This is a genomic window from Streptomyces gelaticus (genome assembly GCF_014649535.1).
Lineage (GTDB): Bacteria > Actinomycetota > Actinomycetes > Streptomycetales > Streptomycetaceae > Streptomyces > Streptomyces gelaticus.
In genome coordinates this window covers 42,449-63,675 of record NZ_BMTF01000005.1, presented here as the reverse complement: position 1 = coordinate 63,675, position 21,227 = coordinate 42,449, and the positions used below count along the sequence as shown (strand labels likewise).

Sequence of the window (21,227 nt, the reverse complement as noted above, 5' to 3'; positions counted from 1 at the left end):
ACTGCCCCTACGGCAACGCCTTGCCGACACGCTAATCAACGCGGAAGCACATGGAAATTCAAGAACAAAAGATGTGTCTGCGTCCAACCGGCAGTTGATATTCCTACTACACTATGAGGATGTGAGACGAAGTGGCTTTGAACTTCGTTCTGATGTTGACCGAGAAGGACAGGACCATCCCGGACGCGGTCGACGTGTACGAGAAGCTCTCGGTCGACGAACTCCGGATCATAGCGTTCAAGGACGTTGACACCGATCCGCACATGGCCAGGGACCTGACCGAAGCCGCGCACGCGGACGGCCGGTCGGTCCTGCTGGAGCTGGCCGACACGAGCGAGGCCGGCCAGGAACGCGGCTGCCAACTGGCGCTGGACCTCGGCGTGGACCGTGTGGTCGGAACGTGGCGGCCAAGCGCGGCGGAAGCGTTCGCAGGCAGCGGGAAGCCCGAATACTGGCCGTTCGTCGGATCCATGTCCGGCAACCCGCTGGTGCTGGACAGCTCGCCCGACGAACTGGCCGCCGAGGCGGAGCGGCTGAGCGCGACGCACGGCGTGGCGGGCCTGGTCCTCATGCCCTACAGGCAGAACTCCTACGACCCTGTGCTGCTGATGGAGCGCACCGCGGCTGCGGCGACCGTGCCCTTTCTCATCGCGGGAGGCGTGCGTGACGCGGCGCAGATCACCGACATCGCCGCCGCGGGCGCCTGGGGCTTCACCATGGGCGGCGCCGCGCTCGCGGACAGGCACGACGATCCGGTGTCGGTGACCAAGCGCGTCTCCGAGATCATGCGAATTTCCCGGCAAGCGTCCGACGCATCCTGAATGTTCTTCATCCTGTGGCCACTTGGGCGTTGGCGCGTTCGCCGGGGCCGCGGGATGGAGAGCGCTCATTTGACGACAGAGGGAACGAGAGAATGAAACTCATCTGCAAAAAATGTTCCGAGATGCCCGGTGTCGGCATTGTGGACGGCCCCAATGAATGGCTGTGCACCCGCTGCGGCGAAGCACTGACGCCGTCACTCGACGACCTTCGGAGCTGGGCGGACGCGGTCAGCGACACACCGGGTGTCGGCCGCTACGCCGCGCTCCTGCCGGTGTCCGAGCCTGACAACCTGCGCAGCAACGAGAAGGCCTTACTGCCTGTGGAAAGCCCACGGCTGGCCGAAGCGCTCGGTGTCGCGTCCGTCCGGTTGCTGCCGCAGACCTGGAACGACACCGGCACGTTCAAGGACAACGAGGGCGTGCTCCTGGCGGCCAAGTGCCTGGAGTGGGGTGTGTCGTCGGTGTGCATGCACAGCTCCGGCAACACAGCACGGTCCTACCAGTACTACATGGACCGACTGGGCATCACGTGCACGGCGTTCGTGCCGGAGGCATCCGCCTACAAGTGTCCGACCAGGTTGATGGGCAAGTCGCGCGTGGTGCCCGTGCCGGGCAACATGGCCGACGCGGCCGACGCGGCCATCGCGTACAGCAAGGAACACGGCGCACTGCGGCTGACACCGAGCCAGTGGAAGATCGAGGGCAAAGCGCCGCTGGGGCTGGCGATCGCGGAGCGGTGCGCCGATGCCACGATCGTCGCGGTGACGATTGCCAGCGGCTACGGCCCGCTCGGCATCGAGCGCGGAATCCGACGCGCCCGGGCCGCAGGACTGCCGGCAGTGGGCGAACACACGTATCACCTGTTCCAGGCATCGGACGCCGGGCTGCTGGGCGCGGCGTTGCGGGACGGCCGTAACGAGATCGACTTGGGTGACATGGTGCCGCCGGAGAAGGCCTTCGAGCCCACGCTCCAGTCGACGAACCCGAACCGCACGTTGCCGTTGGTCCGTCAACTGGTCGCGGAAACCGGCGCCCGCATCGACTCCGCGGACCCGTCACGGGTGGAAGCGGAGGCTCCGTTGCTGATCGATGCATGCGCCGAGCTGGACATTCCGGTGGATTACGAGACGGAGAAGTCCGCCTTCATCTGCTGGGGTGGGCTGCGGCAGGCCGCGGGGTCCGGCCATCTGGCACCCAGCGATCGGATCGTCATGGTCGTAAGCGGATCAACGCCTCACAGCCGACTGCCATAGCCACGACGTCGAGCAGGCCAGGCGCTGTTCGTGAAGGAGTGGTTTCTCTTTACCGTGCCACAAGCATCCGAATTCCTGGCCTCCGACACCGTTCTCGGCGGCAGTACGGTGTAAAGCCCATTCGAAGGGGCAACGCAACCGGAATGAACACAAAAACCATACCTCTGTATGAGTGGTTCGCCGCCTCGGCGAAGCGCTGCCCGGATCAGCCCGCGCTGGAGATAGCCGATCGGGTAATCAGCTACGCGGAACTTGAAGGCATGGCCGAGAGAATTGCCGTCCAGTTGCTCGGTGCCAATGACGACGTCGCGCCCGGGCGTGTCGGTTTGCTGGCGGCAGCAGGCACAGTTTCCGCGTACGCCGGGTACCTTGCTGTCCAACGACTCGGTGCCACGGTCGTGCCACTCAACCCGTCGTTCCCCACCGCTCGTAACGCGGCAATCAGTCAAGCCGCTGGGCTGGGCCTGGTGCTGGTCGACCAGGAACGGATCGACGTCGACCTACCTACCCGAATACTCGCCGTGGATTCCGGCGAATTATCGGGAACCCTGCCCACAGGCACGGGTGAGCTGCCTGAACTCGTCGCCCAGCCCGGAGACTTGGCCTACATATTGTTCACCTCGGGCTCCCTCGGCGAGCCCAAAGGGGTGCCTATCCAGCACCGCAATATATCGGCGTATCTCGGCCACAGCATCAAACATTACGAACTCGAGCCCGGGTGCCGAGTACTTCAACCATTCGATTTGACCTTCGATTTGTCGGTGCTGGCGATGTTCGCCGCGTTCGGCTCCGGCGCCACGGTAGTGGTGCCTGGTCGCAACGATCTGCTCGCGGCAGCCCGGTTCGTGCGGCGCCGCGGACTCACGCACTGGTTCTCGGTACCCTCGGTGATCTCCTTGACGCAGCGGGTAGAACCTCTCCGGCCCGGGTCGATGCCCACGCTGCGACACAGCATGTTCGCGGGCGAGCCCCTTACTCTCCAACAGGCGGAAGCCTGGCACGCGGCAGCGCCGAACGGGGTGGTGGAGAACGCCTATGGGCCCACCGAACTCACCATCATCTGCGCCGAGTACGTGTTGCCCAAGCAGGTAGCGGAATGGCCACGTACACCGAATGGAACAGTTCCTATCGGCTACGGCCTCAGTTCGCTGGAATGCATCGTTCTGGACGCTGACGGCAAGCAGGCCGAGGAGGGTGAGCTGTGCATCCGAGGTCCGCAACGCTTCGCTGGCTACCTTGACCCGGCGAACAACGAGGGCCGATTCCTGACCTACGACGGAGACAAAGCGACTCCGTACGATCCGGGGACCCGGCTCACTGACCGGCATTGGTACCGCACCGGTGACCGGGTTCGCATCAGTGTGGACGGCTATATCTACTGTGAACGTCTGGACCATCAGGTGAAGGTGCGCGGTTACCGCATCGAACTCGGCGAGATTGAAGCCGTGCTGCGGGAGCAGCCTGGAGTGCGGGACGCCATAGTGGTTGCCCAGTCGGCAACCGGCGGCGAAGCAGTACTGGCCGCTGCGTACACGGGCCGGATCGGCAACACCGAAGATCTGTTCCGGGTGCTCCGGGAAAGACTTCCCTCTTACATGGTGCCTGCCTCGCTGACAGCGTTCGAGACTTTTCCACTCAATGTCAACGGAAAGGTCGACCGGCGGCGATTGGCTGAGGAATTGTCGAAATGAGCGGCTCAGCTGAAAGATTCGACTCGGAAAGGGAACATACTGATGTCTGAGGGCAACCACTCGTACGACGTCGTTGTGGTCGGCAATGGCGCGTTGGGGCTCGCGCTCGGCTTGGAACTTGCCCGACGTAAGGTGAGTGTGGCCGTGCTTGGTCAACCACACCGACCGGGCGCCGCATCCGCGGCCGCGGGAGCGATGCTTGGAGCCTTCGGGGAGGTTACGGCCGAGCACCTGAACAGCGAGCACGGCCGAACCAAGCTCGACTGGGCCCATCAGGCGAGCAAACTGTGGCCCGAGTGGTTGAGCCAACTTCGCCTCGACTCGACTGACACGGATCTGCTGACGGCCAAGGGCACCGTCGTCATGCTGAACACGGTCGGCGTGCCTGAGATCGACACGCGGAATTTCAAAGCCATACGTGATTCGCTCATCAAGTACGGCGAGAAGTTCGAGGACGTGGATCCCGAGGATATCGATTGGTTGGATGCCGAGCCTACGGCACGTCCACTCCAGGCGATGTTCCTGCCGAACGAGCATGCGGTGAACGCCACCGAGTTGCTCATGCGCCTTGAAAAGGCGTTCTTGGCCGCCGGCGGAATGCTGGTCGCAGAGCGCGCGACGCGTGTTGAACATGCCAACGGTCGAGTGCACGGGATCGCACTGGAGTCAGGCACGGTATTGCGAACCGACAAGACTGTGCTGGCTGCCGGGGCCTACTCTCAAGTTGTCCTGGACAGCGTGCCTGAACAGGCTGTCCAGATCCCGCGGCTCATCAGCGGCTACGGCGTGTCCGCTGTGGTGGACACCGAGGACGGCACCTGCCCGCCCAGTGTGATACGCACGCCCAACCGCGCTTTCGCATGTGGCCTGCACGTCGTCCCGCGCCCTGGCGGTCAGGTCTATGTAGGGGCGACGAACATCGTTTCAGTCGAGCCGCGAGAAACCGCGCTCATCTCGGATGTGCTCTTCCTGCTCAACTGCGCCAATCGCCAGGTTCGTAAGAACCTGGCCGATAGCGGTCTGCGCAAGATTCAGGTCGGAAACCGACCTGTGTCGCTCGACGGAATGCCGCTGCTCGGTGAGACGGGGCTGAATGGCCTGTGGATGATGACCGGTACGTACCGAGACGGCCTGACACTGTCGCCGCTGCTGGCCCGAGAAATGGCCGCACTCCTGCTCAAGGAGGAATCCTCCATCGACCTGGAGCCCTTCAGGCCGGTCCGCCCCCCTATTCAGCCGGCAAGCCGCGAAGAGATTGTGGACGCCACCGTCACACACATGCTGGCAACGGGCTACGAGTCCGACTGGTCTGTCCCCATCTACTGGCCCGCCACCATCGAGCACTATCTGCATGCCGCCTACACGCAGAGGGCGCAGGAGCTGGATCCGACCTTCACGCCCCCGCCGGAACTGCTCGCGGCATCGCGCCTGAACCCTCCGCTCACGCAGGCCCTGCGCGACTACTACGCGGCCGGCCGCGGCGTGCCGAATGTCGGCGCTTCTTCCACGGCGGTACCGAGTTCGAGTTCTGGGAGCCTGTCGGTCGAAGACCTTGCTCGGGAAACGGTTCGCACGTTGACGAGCAGCGGCGTACCGCACCCACAGCAGGACGCCGACGCGTTGTTGGCCCACGTCCTGGGCTCACCCGAGCCCCAGGACCAGGTATCCGAGGAGGCTGCACGCGAGGTGCGTGCTCTCGTGGCCAGGCGAGCCGAACGGATACCGCTCGGCCACATCATCGGGCACGCTCGGTTGGGTGGTGTGGTGGTATCGGTCAACGAGGGCGTGTTCGTGCCACTGTTCCCCACGGAATGTCTTCTGGCATGGGGGCTGTCGACCATCTCCGAGATCCAGAATCCCGTTGTGGTCGACCTCTGCACGGGTTCCGCGGCGGTTGCGTTGGCCGTGGCCCACGCCCGTCCTGATGCCCAGGTTCATGCGGTCGACCTGGACGAGGCGGCGCTGGAGTGTGCGCACCGCAACGCGGCAACGCGGGCGGCGGCGGGCGACACGCCGGTCACCGTACATGCGGGTGACGTCGCCGATCGAGATCTGCTGTTGTCCCTTCGAGGCCGGGTTGATCTCGTGCTTGCCAACCCTCCCTATGTTCCGGTCGGTATGGAGATCTCGCCGGAGTTCGGGAAGCACCACCCGGCACGAGCCATCTTCGCCGGCGCCGACGGCCTCGACGTGATTCGCCAGGTGATTTCCACTGCTGGACGGCTGCTGCGGCCAGGTGGCGCATTGGCGATAGAGCATGACGACCCGCAGATCGGGGTCGTACCGGCCTTGCTGGCGGAGTCCGGCCTGTTCGGCGACGGTGAGGGCCACCGCGATCAGGAGGACCGCCCCCGCTACACCACTTCCTTCAGGAAGTGAATGCCATGGCCGCAACGGAAAGTGACGACAAGAATGGCCTGACTCGCATGCGTGACGAGCTCGACGGTATCGACATGCGGTTGTTGGATGCCGTGCGGGACCGTATCGAGTGCTGCGTGCGGATCGCACACCACAAGCGAGAGCACGCGGTGCCGATGATGCAGCCGCACCGCATAGACGCGGTCCAGCATCGTGCTGCGAACTACGGCGCCGAGAACGGGGTCAGCCAAGCCTTCTTGTCCCGCCTCTACGATCTGATCACCGAGGAGACCTGCCGGGTCGAGACCTTGGTGATCGACGAAGGGCACCAAGGTGGGGAGTCCATTGTGGGGGGCCCGCAATGAGGAATCCGGTTCGGACACTCCTTGTCGACAACTACGATTCCTTTACGTACAACCTCTACCAGTTGCTCGGCGAGGTGAACGGGCAACCTCCCACGGTGCTGCGCAATGACGTGGACTGGTCTGCTCTTCGCCCTCGGGACTACGACAACATAGTGATCTCGCCAGGACCTGGACACCCCGGCCGGCAGCGGGACTTCGGCGTCAGCGCCGCTGCGATCCTGGAATCTCGTTTGCCGGTGCTCGGCATATGTCTGGGACACCAGGGCATGGCAGAACTGTTCGGCGGATCCGTCCAGCATGCGCCCGAGCCGATGCACGGAAGAATTTCGAGCATATATCACACTGGCGAAGAACTTTTCGCTGGACTCCCGTCACCGTTTTCCGCGGTTCGTTACCACTCGCTCGCGGTCACCGAGCTTCCTGACGAGCTGATCCGCACGGCATGGACGCAGGACGGAGTCCTGATGGGGCTACGGCACCGCAGCAAGCCGATGTGGGGAGTGCAGTTTCATCCGGAGTCCATCTCCAGTGAGTACGGTCGCGAACTGCTCAGAAACTTCGGGGCGCTTACCCTGAGGCATCGTGACCGTGCGCGCGTCACCCGGTCGTCTCCCAAGCAACCGCTACACATTCGCCGCCTGGCCTGCTACCCCGACACCGCGACTGCGCACGCCGGACTCTTCGCCGGGAAGCGGTACAGCTTCTGGTTGGACAGTAGCTCGCACGCCGACGGAAATTCCCGCTTCTCCATATTGGGCGACGGAACGGGTCCCCTTGCCGAGTACGTGACATACAGGGTGGGCACTCGCACGGTGCGGGTGGAGAAACCCGATGGAGTGATCGAGCACCGAGGTCAGGGCATCTTCGAGTATCTGGACGAGCAACTCCGCTCCCGGGAACTACCTGCCGACAAGGATCTCCCATTCGACTTCAACCTCGGCTATGTCGGCTATCTGGGATATGAACTGAAAGCCGATATCGGGGCGCATGGCGAACATACCTCGCCCACGCCCGACGCCGCACTGCTGTTCACCGACCGGGCGGTCGTGGTGGACCATGCCGAGCGCTGCACGTACCTACTGGCGTTGGGCGCGACTCCCAACGACCCGGACGCTGTGAAGTGGCTCGACAGAACCGCACACCGCCTCGAGTTGCTGCCCGCGGCCCAGACCCGCCGACAGCATCCACCGGTTACCTCCGCTGTGCTCGGGGAAAATTTCGTTCCGCGACATGACCGCGAGCAGTACCTGGCGCGGATACATGAATGCCTTGAGGAGATCAAGAACGGGGAATCATACGAAATATGCCTCACCAACATGTTCACCACCGATACGATTCATGACCCGTCGCTCACCTACAGGCTTTTCCGAGACATAAGCCCCGTCCCGTACGGGGCCTTGTTCGAGTTCCCGGACGTTGCTGTGCTCAGCGCGTCCCCGGAACGGTTCCTCGCCATAAACGTGGATGGAGTCGCGGAAAGCAAACCGATCAAAGGTACGCGACCACGTGGGGCAACTCCCGCAGAGGATCTTGCCTTGCGTGAGGACCTGCTGAACAGCGAGAAGGATCGCGCTGAAAACCTGATGATCGTCGACCTGCTTCGCAATGACCTGAACACCGTCTGCGAGGTAGGTTCCGTCCATGTGCCGAAACCGTTCGACGTCGAGACGTACGCACCGGTGCACCAACTCGTGAGTACCGTCCGTGGCCAACTGCGTCCCGGGGTGTCGGCAGTGGAATGTGTGCGGGCCTGTTTTCCCGGTGGCTCCATGACCGGTGCGCCGAAACTTCGCACCATGGAGATCATTGATCGATTGGAGGGGGGACCGCGCGGTGTGTACTCGGGTTCGCTCGGCTGGTTCTCGCTGAGCGGCGCCGCGGATCTCAGCATAGTCATCCGCACGATCGTATCTACACCTGAGCGGGTTTCCTTCGGAGTTGGCGGCGCGGTGATCAGCCTTTCCGACCCTGTTGCGGAGTTCGAGGAGACCTTGGTGAAGTCCCGCGCGATGGCGCTGGCGCTCACTGGCTCTGTGCCGCCGCTCGACGAAGGCGAGGTTCGGAATGAATAATTCTCAACCCGCGACGTCTCCTGGAAATATACGGCGCGCCGTCGTGGCCGGCGGTTCCGGTGCGATTGGTCAGATGTTCACCGCGGTACTCGCTGGATCTGGCATCTCGGTGTGCGTGGTGGATCCCCGTCCTCCCGGGTCAATGCAGCCGGGTGTCTGCTGGGTCGACGGTGACATCCGCGCACCTGACGATGCCGTAAGCGCTGAAATATCAGGGGTGGACCTACTGCTGCTCGCGGTACCGGAGCCGGTCGCTGTTGTGGCGGTACCGGCATTGATGGACTTGCTCCCCGAACGGGCGCTGCTGGCCGGCACTCTTTCCGTGAAGGGGCGCATGGCGACTCCCGTGCGCGGCTTCCAAGACCGTCAAGCCGTGTCGCTCAACCCGATGTTCGCTCCAGCACGGGGGATGCGAGGACGGCCGGTGGTGGCCGTGACGTTCCATCACGAGCCCTTGCCCGCCGACCTGTTGGCCCTGGTTGAGGCGTTCGGCGGCCGAGTCGTGCACATGGATGCAGTGCGTCATGACAGATTGGCCGCCATCTCGCAGGCGCTGACGCACGCGACCGTACTGGCATTCGGACACGCACTGCATACTCTCGACGCGGACATAGATGAGTTGGTGGCCGTTGCGCCGCCGCCCCATGCCACACTGTTGGCCATGCTGGCGCGAGCCGCCTCTGGTGTCCCCGAGGTGCATTGGGACATCCAGTCCGGAAACCCGCTGGCATCGGACGTTCATGAAGCACTTGCCCGCGGGCTGGAGCACCTACGAAACGTCGTCGGGAGCGGCAGCGGCGAAGATTTCGAACGATTGTTGCGTGACGTCGCCAGTGTCCTTGGCGAGCGACGTCGGTCCTTGCAGGACATGTGCGCTCAACTGTTCACAAGCGCCGCGCTTGTTTCGTCCGAGGAGAGCGCATGACCACCAGAGAGTTACGCGCCGTTCAGTGAGTTACGAGAAGGTAATGGAAAGTCACGGGAGTAGAACAATGAAAGCGACCGACCTGCGTGGTCCGGCCCGCACCCTCGCTTTGGTTCAGCTGATCAGCAGAACCGGCGACGGTGCGTATTACGTGACATCGGCACTATTCTTTACGCAAATTGTCGGATTATCGCCGGCCAAGCTCGGTCTCGGACTGACCATAGCCTGGACCGTGGCGTTGGCAGTCGGTGTACCGCTCGGGCACGTTTCGGATCGCCGTGGCGCGCGGGAAACTGCGATCTTCTTCTACTGCTGCGCGGCCCTGGCCGTAGGCTCCTATATCTTCATTCGCTCCTTTCCGCTGTTCGTGCTGGCGGCCACGCTGTACGCCATCGGGCAGCGTAGCGGCTCCGCGGCTCAACAGGCGCTGCTGGCCGGGGTCGTGCCCAAGGACCAGATCACCACGGTTCGTGCATTCCTGCAGGCCGGGTACAACGCTGGACTGGCGATCGGGGCCGCACTGGGCGGTATGGTGCTGTTCTTCGACACGCGAGAGGCGTATCTCATCGCCTTCGCCCTTGATGCGTGTGGCTTCCTGGTAGCAGCACTGGTGCTGCTGAAGGTACCAACCGTCGCCCAGACACCGGCCAAAGAAAAGGGCGAGAAGTCGCAGACGGTGCTCAAAGATCGTCCCTACGTTGCCATAAGTCTGCTGAACCTGATCCTGGTACTGCATGGCCCGCTGATCGACGTGGCTCTGCCGTTGTGGATCGTCCTGCACACCGAGGCTCCGAAATGGGTTGTGGCGGCAATGTTCGTCCTCAATACACTGACGATCGTCGTCTTCCAGGTACGCGTGGCGCGCCGTGTCACCAACATGACGAGTGCGGCGCGGTACGTGGTGAAAGGCGGCCTGTTACTCGGTGCGAGCTGTGTGGTCTTCGCCTTCTCCGGGAGTGGTGGCTCGGCATGGTCCGCGGTGTTACTGCTCTTGACCGCCACTGCGATTCAGACCCTCGGCGAGATGATGCAGATGCCCGCCACATGGGAGATAAGCTTCGGTCTCACCCCCGAAGGCCGGCACGGTCAGTACCAAGCGTTCTTCGGATCCGGCCTCACCGTGGCGGAGCTCATCGGCCCGCTCGTGTTGACCGGCCTGCTCGTTTACTGGGGATCATTCGGCTGGATCCTGCTCGGCGCACTCTTTGTCGCAGCAAGTTTCCTCATGGTTCCGGCGGTGCGGTGGGGAGAGCTCCGTTTGGATGCCGCGAAGGCGACGGCAGGAGAAGCCCAGTGAGGTTTGGAACTGGCTCCTGGAGAACGTCTCACGTGGTGAGTTTTGCGAGCTTCTCGTAGCAGGTGAGAGCGGCAGCGAGACCGAGGAAGGTGAGGAAGTGGGAGCCCTTTCGCTCGTACCGGACGGTGAGCCTGCGATAGCCGAGCAGCCGGGCGATCGACCGCTCGATCTTCCAGCGGTGCCGGCCGAGCCGCTTGCTCGACTCGATCACGGGCCGTGCGATGCGCGGGACGAGTCCGCGCTCACGCAGCCAGGCGAGGTGTTCGGCGGAGCAACACGCCTTGCCCGCACGGAGTTTGACGGGGCGGCAGTGACGGGGACCGTGTTTCGGGAGCGGACCGCGGGTACGCCGCGGACCAAGAGCTTGAGGGCCAGGCTGTCGTGGGTGTTCGCGACGGACACCGCGACGGCGAGCGGGATTTCCTGAGTCTCGGACAGGACCTGCGGCTTGCTGCCCTTCTTGCCACGATCGACCGGGTTCGGCCCGGCCACGTGAGACATCCTCTTAGAATCAGGAGAATTGTGTCTTTAGCGAAGCCTTTCCGAGACGGTCGGAAAGATTCCAGGGCCGCAGTCCTGACTCATGCGGCACTGCAGCAGCCGGAGTGGGTTGATCGGGCAGCACTCGCCGACGTGACCGCCAGACTGGCGGTCAGTCCTCCATTGGTGGATGCGAAATCCGTACGAGAACTACGAGCTTCCCTCGCGAACGTAGCCTTGGGTAACGGGTTGGTGATACAGGCAGGCGACTGTGCCGAGGACCCGGCGGAGCGAACAGCCGCACATGTGCGCAGTAAAGTGGCACTGCTCAATCAACTGGCCGATCGCGCTACGGACATCACTGGACTACCTCTTACCCGCGTGGGTCGCATTGCCGGACAGTTCGCCAAGCCACGATCCCAGCCGACCGAACTGGTTGATGGTCGGGAGCTGCCGGCATTTCGCGGACACATGGTGAACAGTCCTGTACCGGATCCGCTGCTTCGACAACCACAGCCCCGACGAATACTGGAGGGTTACCACGCAGCGCGAGAAATCATGACCCACCTGAACCGGGACACTCAGGTACGGACGAGCCATGAAGCATTGTTGCTCGATTACGAACTGCCGATGGTACGGCGCGATGAGCTGGGACACACGTTCCTCACCTCGACACACTGGCCATGGATCGGCAACCGTACCCGTAGCCCCGAGGGCGCTCATGTCGCACTGCTCGCGCAGGTTTTCAATCCGGTGGCATGCAAGATCGGTCCTGGCATCGCCGAGAACGAATTGCTGGCCCTGTGTGAGCGTCTGGATCCCGATCGCGTACCTGGCCGATTGACCCTCATTGCGCGTATGGGCGCAGGCGGGGCCACGGAACAGTTGACGAGCTTGGCCAAGGTGGTCCGTGTTGCCGACCACCCGGTGATTTGGTTGATAGACCCAATGCACGGGAACACGGTGAACACCCCCGGCGCACTGAAAACCCGATTGATACAAGATGTAATCTCGGAAGTGCGACAGGCGAGGGAGGCTATATGCGGCGCCGGTGGAGTAGTCGGTGGCTTGCATATAGAAACCACTCCGGAGCACATCACTGAGTGTGTATATGATTCAGGACAACTGGATCTGGTGGGAGAGCGGTACACCACATTCTGCGACCCCCGACTGAACCCCGGCCAAGCGCTGTTGGTGGTAACCGAGTGGGCAAGGTGTCTAATCAGTAGGCGGAATCAATAGCAACGTAAACGGCCGTGCCACCACCCCCGATTCCCCCCCCGACCCGACACCACCCGACATGCTTGCTCAAGGACTGGACACACGGAGGAATGTCATGATCCGCCATGTCTCAGCACCACAGCAGGAGGCGCTGTGGTGGATACAGCAACGATCATCCTACAAGGATCTTTACAACCTGACTTGGCGGATGTCCGTCGGAAGTCTGGACGTGCCGGCACTCGACCGAGCCTGGCAGGCCATAGTAGACCGATATGAGGTTCTTCGAACAGCGCTTGTGCACCAGGACGGAACGGTCTGGCAGGATATCCACGCGCAGGTGACAGTCGCCCTCAACGTGATGAAATGGCCACAAGAAGCCCAGGATTCGGTGTTACCAGGACGTGATCTTCTCGACGAAGTCGCCAAACACATCCACAAGACACCGTTCGATTTGGGCAAAGCTTCGCTCGCCCGCCTCTCTCTGGTCACTGTAGGGGAATTCAGTGAGTTGTTGTTAACTGCGCACCACGCGGTGTTGGATGGCTGGTCAATGCGGCAAGTGGTGCGTGACTTGGCCGAGGTTTATCACGCTGAACTTGCTCAATCCGGCAGCGCGAATATTGTCGAACCTCCGGTGCAGTTCGCTGAGTATGCGGCGAGAGCCCGAAAGGCTGTATCCGATGGTAGCTGGCAGGAGGGTACAGATTACTGGGTGCGAACTCTGTCCGGTGTCGAGAGCACAACAGTGATGCCTGACCGCGTGCGGCCGCAGCACGTTCCTGGCACGCCGGGCGCCGTAGTACGTCACTCGCTCAGCTCGAAGGCGTCCGATGGTGTAGCTGCGTTGACCGACCGTGGTGGCATGACCCCGTTCGCTTGCTATCTGGCTGCCATGTACACCGTGCTCGGGCTCGGCGGTGTCCGCGAGCGGCTGGCTGTAGGGGTAGGGGTGGCCAATCGATTCAGTGAGCGCGACGCCGCCTGTGTGGGATATCTGACCAATGTCGTCATCGCAACAGGGGAGCTACTCGCGGGCGACACTCTGGATGATGTGGTCGGAAGGGCGCGCGATGATTTCTGGGGCAGTCTGCCTTACCAGCAGGTTCCGTTCTCATTGGTGCACAGCGCGATGTCTGTCGAAGACAGGAACCGCCTGGGTGCGACTCCGAGTGTGTTGCTGACCTACCATGGAAAACTCGGTGCCGGTGTCTTGCTCGGAGAGCGGGAAACCGAACTGAAGGCCAGTCCCAACACAAGTGCCGTCAACCACATCACGTTGGGCGTCTTTGAAGAACCGGAAGCAACTGTGATCGAGGCGGGGTACGACACCAGCCGTTTCGACGAAACCACTGTGCGTACCCTGCTTGCGGACCTCGAACAGGTACTGGAGGCGGGAGTACGAGCTGAGGTGCCGATCAGTACCCTGCGCGTCCGATCTCGCACCACTACCAACCTGGCCACGCAAACTGATGTCGTCGACAAGGTGCAGACTTCTTCGATCGCGGAGAGAGAGGAAGGTCTGCGAGGGTCTGTCCACGACATCTGGTGCGAGACACTGAGGCTGCCTCAGGCGGAGATGGGAAGTGACTTCTTCGCAGTTGGCGGGCATTCCCTGCAGGTGTTCGTCCTATTCGCGAAGGTTCAGGAAGTCGCGGGTAGGCAGATAGACATGATGGACTGGCTCGATACGCCTACGCTGGGCAAGCTCATCCAGCTTACTGAGCAATCAGTCGCGATCGATCAGCCAATTGCGCACAGCGTACTGCTGAGACAAGGCGAGCAGAACGAGCCACACCTGCACCTCATTCATCCAGCGGGTGGTGCCGACCAGGCCACCTACAAGGACCTGGCGAATGCGCTGCCGGAAGGCTGGAGGGTGACCATGTCCCCCGACGGGGATCAGGAGACCCTTGAGGGGATGGCCGACCACCACCGGGAGAACTTGGGCGCCGGCCGGATGCCGGACGTGATAGGCGGGTGGTCACTTGGTGGCCTGATCGGCTACGTCATGGCCATCCGGATGCGTGATAGTGGTGCCACGCCGCCACTGCTGTTGCTGATCGACCCGCCCGCCCCGGACGGCAGCTCAGCAACTGAAGCACACCGCGAGCTGGATTCGTTCATTTACACGATTCTGCGTGCGGTGGATGCGCCAGCACTGATCCCAACCGAGTTACTGCTCTCGCCCGGGGACACCGAGCACGGTCTGAGTGTGTTGGAAGCACTGGTGAATGCCGCGGGTTCCTCGATGTCGATCGACGTCCTACGAGAGCGTTTCGACGCGATCCGGAGGCACTGGACGGCCGTAGGTGAGTACGTCTCTGACGAACCGGTCAATGTTCCGTCGGTGCTGGTAGCCGCTGAGCTGCCCGAAGAGGCTGTTGCACATTGGAAGTCTCTACTCGGACCTGACATGGTGCTGATGGAGGTGGATGCCGACCACTACGCGGCGGTCAAGGATCCTTTCGCGGCGCGGATCGCTGAGGCGGTCGTGGCGTTACTGGAGGGCAGGGTTGGTTAGCTCGCCGTCAGCAGGCACCCGCCCTGGTACTGCAACGGCCCTGTATCAAGGAAGTCGTCGGCCGCAGCAGACGGTCGAGGCCGCCGGCGTGGTCTCCACCGAATTGCCAGCGGCCTCGATCCACTGCCTGAGCAGGTGCGCCAGCTCCCACGCCCCGAGCCGAGCGGAATCGGTAGTGCGGAGGTCACGCACCAGGCGGACGCCAACCGTGATTCAGCCATGCCCACTCCTCCCGTTCGAGGAAGACCATCTCCTCCTCGTCCTCAGCTCCGTCGAGCCGAGGCAGCCGGGTCTTCGCACACGGGTTGGAGGCTCGTAGCGACGGCTCCGCGTCGACGGCGGCCTGGAGGATCGAGAAGAGCAACCCGTGCTCGTTGTGGACAGTCTTCGGCTTGTGCTTCGTTCGGGGCTTTCGGTCTGGAGGGTCAAGAGGGGCCGGGCGCCCCGTCTCCAGATCGTTCACCCAGTCCTGCACCATCTCTCGGGTGATGCTGCCTTCGCCGTCTTCCACCGAGTAGGGCCCGAACCAAGGCACCATATTGGCAAGTATTTGCTTTTTGCACTTACTGCGCGTATCGCCCTGAATTCCGGTGAGCCGGTCGACGAAGGCGAGCACGTGCGCCTCGAACCGTGCCCGGCCGCCTCTGGTCAGCGATGAAGCCCTGCCCCCGCACCCACCCCGGGGGCCGCTGCTGGCCATGCCCGTTCACCGAGCTCTTGAAGCGCTCGGCATCGCCTGGGTCACCGAAGATCTCCGACTCCTGCTTGGCATTCCGCGCACCGCCGGCCCGCAACAGCACGATGTAGCTCGTCGTTCCATCCGTTTTGTCCCGCGTCTTAATCGATGCCATGAGGGGACCGTACGTCGGCACGGTGTCGACACGACGTTGACGTAATAAACACGGAGAGGGCGCCTGACTCGCGTTTTCGCAGGTCAGACGCCCTTCGGAGATGTGGAGCCTAGGAGATTCGAACTCCTGACATCTGCCTTGCAAAGGCAGCGCTCTACCAACTGAGCTAAGGCCCCGAAAAACGGACAGCCCCGGACACTTCAGCGTCCTGGCCACCGCCGCAGACCAGAGTACCGGGTACTCCCCGGAATCCTGCAAAAAAGATGGGGTCTCCCGGTCGGCGACCACTCTCCGTAAGATGCTCGACGAGGTTCGCAGCAGCGAAGCCGCAGCGGAGGGGAGACGCCATGGACGCAGCGCAGCAAGAGGCAACGGCAAGGGCCAGGGAGCTTCAGCGCAGTTGGTACGGAGAGCCCCTCGGTGCGCTCTTCCGCCGGCTGATCGATGATCTCGGCCTGAACCAGGCCCGGCTCGCCGCCGTCCTCGGGCTGTCCGCTCCCATGCTCTCCCAGCTGATGAGCGGCCAGCGGGCGAAGATCGGCAACCCCGCGGTCGTCCAGCGCGTCCAGGCGCTCCAGGAGCTGGCCGGGCAGGTCGCGGACGGCAGCGTCAGCGCGGGCGAGGCCACCGATCGCATGGAAGAGATCAAGAAGTCCCAGGGCGGCTCCGTCCTCACCGGCACCGGCCAGACCTCGACCACCGGCGGCGCCCCCACCGTCCGGCGTGTGGTCCGCGAGATCCAGTCGCTGCTGCGGTCGGTCGCGGCCGCCGGTGACATCATCGATGCCGCCGACTCCCTCGCCCCGACCCACCCGGAACTGGCAGAGTTCCTCAAGGTGTACGGGGCGGGGCGCACCGCGGACGCGGTGGCGCACTACGAGGGACACCAGAGCTAGCTTCGTCCGGATCGGACCGGGCACTACCTCCGAAGGCCGACTGTGGGCCGAAACAGGAACTGGGAGCGGGCGCAGCGCAATGGGTGAGGTCTTCGCCGGTCGGTACGAACTGATCGATCCGATCGGACGTGGCGGGGTCGGCGCCGTCTGGCGGGCATGGGACCACCGGCGCCGCCGCTACGTGGCGGCCAAGGTCCTCCAGCAGAGCGACGCGCACACGCTGCTGCGCTTCGTCCGCGAGCAGGCGCTGCGGATCGAGCATCCGCATGTGCTCGCGCCCGCCAGCTGGGCCGCGGACGACGACAAGGTCCTGTTCACCATGGATCTGGTGAGCGGCGGTTCACTGGCCCATGTCATCGGCGACTACGGGCCGTTGCCGCCCCGTTTCGTCTGCACGCTCCTCGATCAGTTGCTGTCCGGGCTGTCCACGGTGCACGCGGAGGGCGTCGTGCACCGGGACATCAAGCCGGCCAACATCCTGATGGAGGCGACCGGAACCGGACGGCCGCATCTGCGGCTGTCCGACTTCGGGATCTCCATGCGCAAGGGAGAGCCGCGTCTCACCGAGACCAACTATGTGGTGGGCACGCCCGGTTACTTCGCTCCCGAGCAAATGATGGGCGCGGAACCCGACTTCCCCGCGGACCTCTTCGCGGTCGGTCTCGTCGCGCTGTATCTGCTCCAGGGCAGGAAGCCCGACGCGCAGGCGATCGTCGAGCACTTCGCCTCGCACGGCACACCGGCCGCCCCGGAGGGGATCCCCGAGCCGTTGTGGCAGGTCCTCGCGGGGCTGCTGCAGCCGGATCCGCAGGCCCGGTTCCGTACGGCCACGGGTGCGCGCAAGGCGCTGACGGCCGCGGTCGAGATGCTCCCGGAGCCCGGAGACGAGGACGAGCCGGTCGAGGTCTTCGACCAAATCGGGCCGCTGCCACCCGGTTTCGGCCCCGAAGGACCGATTACGGCGGCCCCCGTTCAAAATCCCCGGAGTCCGCAGAACCCCCAGAGCATCCAGGGAGCCCAGCCGGGCCAGGCCTCGGCCCAGCAGCCCGTGCAGCAGCCGTACGCCCAGCCGTCGGTGCCCATGTCGGAGACGGGCAGCTTCCACCTCCCGCCGCCTCCGCAGCAGCCGACACCACCGCCCCAGCAGGCTCAGCCGGCCATGCCGCACGCCGGCTCTCCCTACGCCGCTGCCGTCCCCGCTCCCGCGCCGGATCTCTCGCAGGCGCCCACGGCCGCCGGGCAGCACGAACCGGCCCTCACCCGCGCGTACACCGTCGGTCAGCCGCAGGCTCCCGCCGCCGCGCCCGGTGCGGTGATTTCCGCGCACGGCCCGGCAGCCACCGGGGCGCGTACCCCTCAGAGACGTCCGGGACCGTCCCCGAAGGTGGCGGTACCGATGCTGGTGGTGGCGCTGATCTGTTTCGCGGTGGGCATCTGGGCGCTGACCCAGAGCTGAGCCCGGCCGTCCGGGCCGCTGCCGTACGCTGGCCCGGCTGCCGGACCTGACCGGGTTCCGGCCCGGCTACCAGGCCTGCGGCGGGCCTCCGTACGGCTGCCCTTCGGCGGACGGGCCCGCCGGGGCGGTGGTCGCGGCGCGGCGCCGGGCCAGCAGCGTCCACACCCCGAGCCCGAGCACCAGCACCGAACCCGCGCCGATCCCGGCCACGCCGACCGCCTTCATCGTGTCGCTCCTGGCCGCCTGTGAGCTCTTCTGGCCCTTCCGCGCCATGTCCTTGTCGTCCTGCGTGACCGAAAAGTCCCCGGCGTCCCCCGTGTACGGCGAATCCTTGGCCTTCCCCTCGACCTTGACCTTGAGGGTCAGCGGGATCGCCTTGTCGCCGTACGACTTCGCGATCTGCGGGCTGAGCGTCACCGACAGGTAGTACCAGCCGGCGAACCGCATCGCGTTGACGCTGCTGTTGGAGTCGTAGCGGTTCTCGTACGCCACCGGGGGCAGCGGATCCAGCGACACGGACGTGGGCTTCCCGGAGTACGAGAGCGGCATCGCGGAGTCGACGTGGCCGTGCGCCGGATTGTCGAGGGAGAGTGCGAGCGCGTTGCCGATGAATTCGTCCGAGGCGTTGTTGTTGCTCAGGTACGCCGTGGCGAAGATCTGCTGGCCCCAGTCCACCGGCACCCGGTAAAAAAGAGTCTGCCCCGGCTTGATGCCGTCCTTCTCCTGCCACTCACCGGTCTCCAGACCGGTCGCGTCGAAGTAGCTGCTGCCGCCCGACCGCTTCTGCGGGGCGGCGGTGGGCGGCTCGGGCGAGGCCGACGGCCAGTCCTCCGGCGCGTGGGTCGGCATCGATCCGGCCGCCTTCAGCTGCGGCTCCGACTCGTAGCGCAGCTCCAGGTCCCACTCGTCGGGCGCCGAGGTCTCCTTGCTCTCCCGCTCGATCAGGACGTTGTACGTACCGGCCTCCTGGCACATACTGCTGCCCTTGTCCATGATCCGGTAGGCGTACGTGGTGATCGGACGGGCGAACTCCGCCGATTCGAACCGCGCGTCCTCCGAACTGCACTGGAGGTCGGTGCTGTCACGGATGCTGACCGTGATGCCGTCCCCGTAGGCGACCTTGCCGCCGCCCCTGGGCACGGCCACCGCCGAGACGTACGCGTTCGTCTTCGCGTCGAGGTTGAGACGGTAGTAGAGCTTCTCGCCGGGCTTGATCGAGCTCTTGTAAACCGATCCGGGCGTCAGCGCCGACGCATCGGTGCTGGCCTCCGCACCGTCGATCTCCTTCGCCCCGGGATGAAAGGTGTACGCGGCGGGCTCCCCGGCCGCGAACGCCTGCCCCGGCAGCGCCGCCGCCGCGCACATCGCCGCCGCCGCGGCCAGCGCCGCCCGGCCCCTGTTGCGCTGCCTCATCACGCGCTTCCCCCTCGTCGTCCGTACGGCACGCCCGCGACGCCCGCGTACGAACACGAGCCCCGCGATCACCAGCACCACGGCGCCCGCACCGGCAGCGGCCGCGATGCCGGTCCATCCTGCCCCGCCCGTACCGCTGCTGTCTTCGACGGTGATCGAATTGCCCCTCTTGTCTGCCTTCTCGGCTTCCTTCTCGGCTGCGGCGGGAGCGCGGCGCTCGGGGCCGGCCGACTCGTCACCGAGGGCCGACACCCGCAGCACCACACCGATCTGCGGTTTCTCCGCGATGTCCGCGGCCCGCACGCCCCCAGCATCACCGAGACGCAGAAGTCGCCTCCGGCGCGCACGGGCCGGACGCGGGAGGCGTTCTCGCCTTGGGCGCCCTGTCCGCGGGCGCCGCCGCGGCGGGCATCGCGCCCGCCACCGGGGCGAACAGCGCCCCGCCGATCCATGCCCCCGCGCCCGCGCCACGGCGGTGGTGATCCCGCGCCCTCACCCGTGCCCCCTTCGAACAAAACCCGCCCATTTTGCTCAAGCAACGTATTGATTTGCTCGGGTGAACTCAAGAGCACGGGCGTCACAGTCCCGCAACAGCACGAAGCCCCGGCCGCTCAGCGACCGGGGCCCGCAATCAGGCTGTTCTGTCTCACACACCCGAACCTGCGGGCACGGAGTCAGTCGCCTCCGTCCACAGATCCTGCTCGGCGCGATCCGCCTGGATCTGGCGGTACACGAGGAGCCCGCCGATGGCGGCCAGTGCGACCAGGAGAAGCTTCTTCACCGCGCGACCTCGTCTTTCCTTGACGTAGGGGACTTCTGCCGCCCGACTATACACACCGGCCGATATCAACCGGTGACCTGCCCGCAACCCAACCGGCGCCCGGGAAGGAGCGCCTGTCCGGGGACCGCTCCGATCAGCGGACCCGGCCGCGCCCCTCGGCCCGTCATAAGCCCGTCGAGACCGGTTGAACCATACGAGTGGTGTTCATCTGAAGATCGGCGGATCGGTGTCGTCGGTCCGTGAAATCGCGAGCCACATCCACATCATCAGAAAGGTAAGCAAACCGGACCACCCGAGAGCGAGGGGCCATGAGCACCTTCACGCCCAAGAGCATCTGGACCGCCTTCGTCACCGCCTTCTTCGCACTGCTCGCCGCGCTGGGGCTCATGAGCACCCCGGCGACGGCCACGGAGCAGAACGCCACGGAGCCGACGACCACGGCCCAGGAACACAGGGGTGCGACCGCGGCAACCGCGACCACCCCGTCGGTGCGATGGACCCTTCCGCGCGACAGGGCGCTGCCACCCACGATGAAGCAGCGCATCCGTGCCGAGGCACACGGCTCCTCACCCGCGACCCGCCATCTGTCCGTCGACACCATGGACCTCACGAGCAGCAGGAACGCCGCCCGCACCGCCCACGGGGTCCCGGCGGGGGAGCCGTCCCTCCTGCCGCCCTGAGAGCCGCTCGACTGACCCACGAAGCCCCCGGGCCGGTCCACACCGGACGGGGGCTTCTCCGTGCCGTCCAGGGGCTTCCCCGCCCGCTGGAACCGATGTCGCCCGCCGGCTCTGCGCCGTCGAACACGCCGACGGCCCCAGGCACC

The 21,227-nt window shown here is 64.6% G+C and carries 17 protein-coding genes and 1 tRNA gene; 13 read left to right on the top strand and 5 right to left on the bottom strand.

What is annotated here, in order from left to right; all coding sequences use genetic code 11:
* The first annotated feature begins 152 nt into the window (after positions 1–152).
* The 8 genes from IE107_RS09140 to IE107_RS09100 all read left to right on the top strand — a co-directional run bounded on the left by IE107_RS09140 (position 153) and on the right by IE107_RS09100 (position 10,782).
* Positions 153–821 carry a hypothetical protein gene (locus tag IE107_RS09140; RefSeq protein WP_189543030.1) on the top strand — a complete coding sequence of 223 codons (669 nt, stop codon included), beginning with the start codon at positions 153–155 and terminating at the stop codon, positions 819–821.
* 92 nt (positions 822–913) lie between these two features.
* Positions 914–2,074 carry a pyridoxal-phosphate dependent enzyme gene (locus tag IE107_RS09135; protein ID WP_189543028.1) on the top strand — a complete coding sequence of 387 codons (1,161 nt, stop codon included), beginning with the start codon at positions 914–916 and terminating at the stop codon, positions 2,072–2,074.
* A gap of 143 nt (positions 2,075–2,217) precedes the next feature.
* Entirely contained in the window at positions 2,218–3,765 is a 1,548-nt protein-coding gene (locus IE107_RS09130; protein ID WP_189543026.1) for an AMP-binding protein, read from the top strand.
* A gap of 42 nt (positions 3,766–3,807) precedes the next feature.
* The gene (locus IE107_RS34780) at positions 3,808–6,144 is read left to right on the top strand and encodes an FAD-dependent oxidoreductase (protein ID WP_229866785.1); all 2,337 of its coding nucleotides are present in this window, start codon (positions 3,808–3,810) and stop codon (positions 6,142–6,144) included.
* Positions 6,145–6,149: 5 nt separating this feature from the next.
* Positions 6,150–6,488: a chorismate mutase family protein gene (locus IE107_RS09115; RefSeq protein ID WP_189543024.1), complete on the top strand. Its 339-nt coding sequence runs from the start codon at positions 6,150–6,152 to the stop codon at positions 6,486–6,488.
* Positions 6,485–8,560 carry an aminodeoxychorismate synthase component I gene (gene pabB / locus IE107_RS09110; protein ID WP_189543021.1) on the top strand — a complete coding sequence of 692 codons (2,076 nt, stop codon included), beginning with the start codon at positions 6,485–6,487 and terminating at the stop codon, positions 8,558–8,560. Before IE107_RS09115 ends, pabB begins: the two co-directional genes overlap by 4 nt.
* A 217-nt stretch (positions 8,561–8,777) precedes the next feature.
* Positions 8,778–9,485, top strand: coding sequence for a prephenate dehydrogenase dimerization domain-containing protein (locus IE107_RS09105; RefSeq protein ID WP_189543019.1), 708 nt, complete (start codon positions 8,778–8,780; stop codon positions 9,483–9,485).
* A 67-nt stretch (positions 9,486–9,552) separates the two neighbouring features.
* Positions 9,553–10,782 carry an MFS transporter gene (locus IE107_RS09100; protein ID WP_189543017.1) on the top strand — a complete coding sequence of 410 codons (1,230 nt, stop codon included), beginning with the start codon at positions 9,553–9,555 and terminating at the stop codon, positions 10,780–10,782.
* Positions 10,783–10,810: 28 nt separating this feature from the next.
* Here IE107_RS09100 and IE107_RS09095 read toward each other — a convergent pair whose 3' ends face one another.
* The gene (locus IE107_RS09095) at positions 10,811–10,993 is read right to left on the bottom strand and encodes a transposase (RefSeq protein WP_189543015.1); all 183 of its coding nucleotides are present in this window, start codon (positions 10,991–10,993) and stop codon (positions 10,811–10,813) included.
* Between the two features lie 281 nt (positions 10,994–11,274).
* Here IE107_RS09095 and IE107_RS09090 point away from each other — a divergent pair, with 281 nt between their 5' ends.
* Positions 11,275–12,504: a 3-deoxy-7-phosphoheptulonate synthase gene (locus IE107_RS09090; protein ID WP_373302421.1), complete on the top strand. Its 1,230-nt coding sequence runs from the start codon at positions 11,275–11,277 to the stop codon at positions 12,502–12,504.
* A 94-nt stretch (positions 12,505–12,598) separates the two neighbouring features.
* The gene (locus IE107_RS09085) at positions 12,599–15,004 is read left to right on the top strand and encodes a condensation domain-containing protein (protein WP_189543013.1); all 2,406 of its coding nucleotides are present in this window, start codon (positions 12,599–12,601) and stop codon (positions 15,002–15,004) included.
* A 184-nt stretch (positions 15,005–15,188) separates the two neighbouring features.
* Here the strand turns inward: IE107_RS09085 and IE107_RS09080 are convergent, their stop codons facing one another.
* Both IE107_RS09080 and IE107_RS09075 read right to left on the bottom strand, forming a co-directional pair.
* A complete protein-coding gene (locus tag IE107_RS09080) occupies positions 15,189–15,620 on the bottom strand; it encodes a site-specific integrase (RefSeq protein ID WP_229866783.1) in 432 nt (143 codons plus the stop codon).
* Between the two features lie 338 nt (positions 15,621–15,958).
* Positions 15,959–16,031, bottom strand: a tRNA-Ala gene (locus IE107_RS09075).
* A 171-nt stretch (positions 16,032–16,202) separates the two neighbouring features.
* On the opposite strand from IE107_RS09075, the gene IE107_RS09070 reads away from it, so the two are divergent.
* Positions 16,203–16,751 carry a helix-turn-helix domain-containing protein gene (locus IE107_RS09070; RefSeq protein ID WP_189543011.1) on the top strand — a complete coding sequence of 183 codons (549 nt, stop codon included), beginning with the start codon at positions 16,203–16,205 and terminating at the stop codon, positions 16,749–16,751.
* 79 nt (positions 16,752–16,830) lie between these two features.
* Entirely contained in the window at positions 16,831–18,207 is a 1,377-nt protein-coding gene (locus IE107_RS09065; protein ID WP_189543009.1) for a serine/threonine-protein kinase, read from the top strand.
* Between the two features lie 66 nt (positions 18,208–18,273).
* Here the strand turns inward: IE107_RS09065 and IE107_RS09060 are convergent, their stop codons facing one another.
* Both IE107_RS09060 and IE107_RS34775 read right to left on the bottom strand, forming a co-directional pair.
* Positions 18,274–19,620, bottom strand: a complete 1,347-nt coding sequence (locus tag IE107_RS09060) for a hypothetical protein (RefSeq protein ID WP_189543431.1) — start codon at positions 19,618–19,620, stop codon at positions 18,274–18,276.
* A gap of 646 nt (positions 19,621–20,266) precedes the next feature.
* Complete coding sequence (locus tag IE107_RS34775; protein WP_003958712.1) at positions 20,267–20,401, bottom strand: DLW-39 family protein; 135 nt, start codon at positions 20,399–20,401, stop codon at positions 20,267–20,269.
* Between the two features lie 308 nt (positions 20,402–20,709).
* Here IE107_RS34775 and IE107_RS09050 point away from each other — a divergent pair, with 308 nt between their 5' ends.
* Positions 20,710–21,081 carry a DUF6344 domain-containing protein gene (locus IE107_RS09050; protein WP_189543003.1) on the top strand — a complete coding sequence of 124 codons (372 nt, stop codon included), beginning with the start codon at positions 20,710–20,712 and terminating at the stop codon, positions 21,079–21,081.
* Positions 21,082–21,227: the final 146 nt, after the last annotated feature.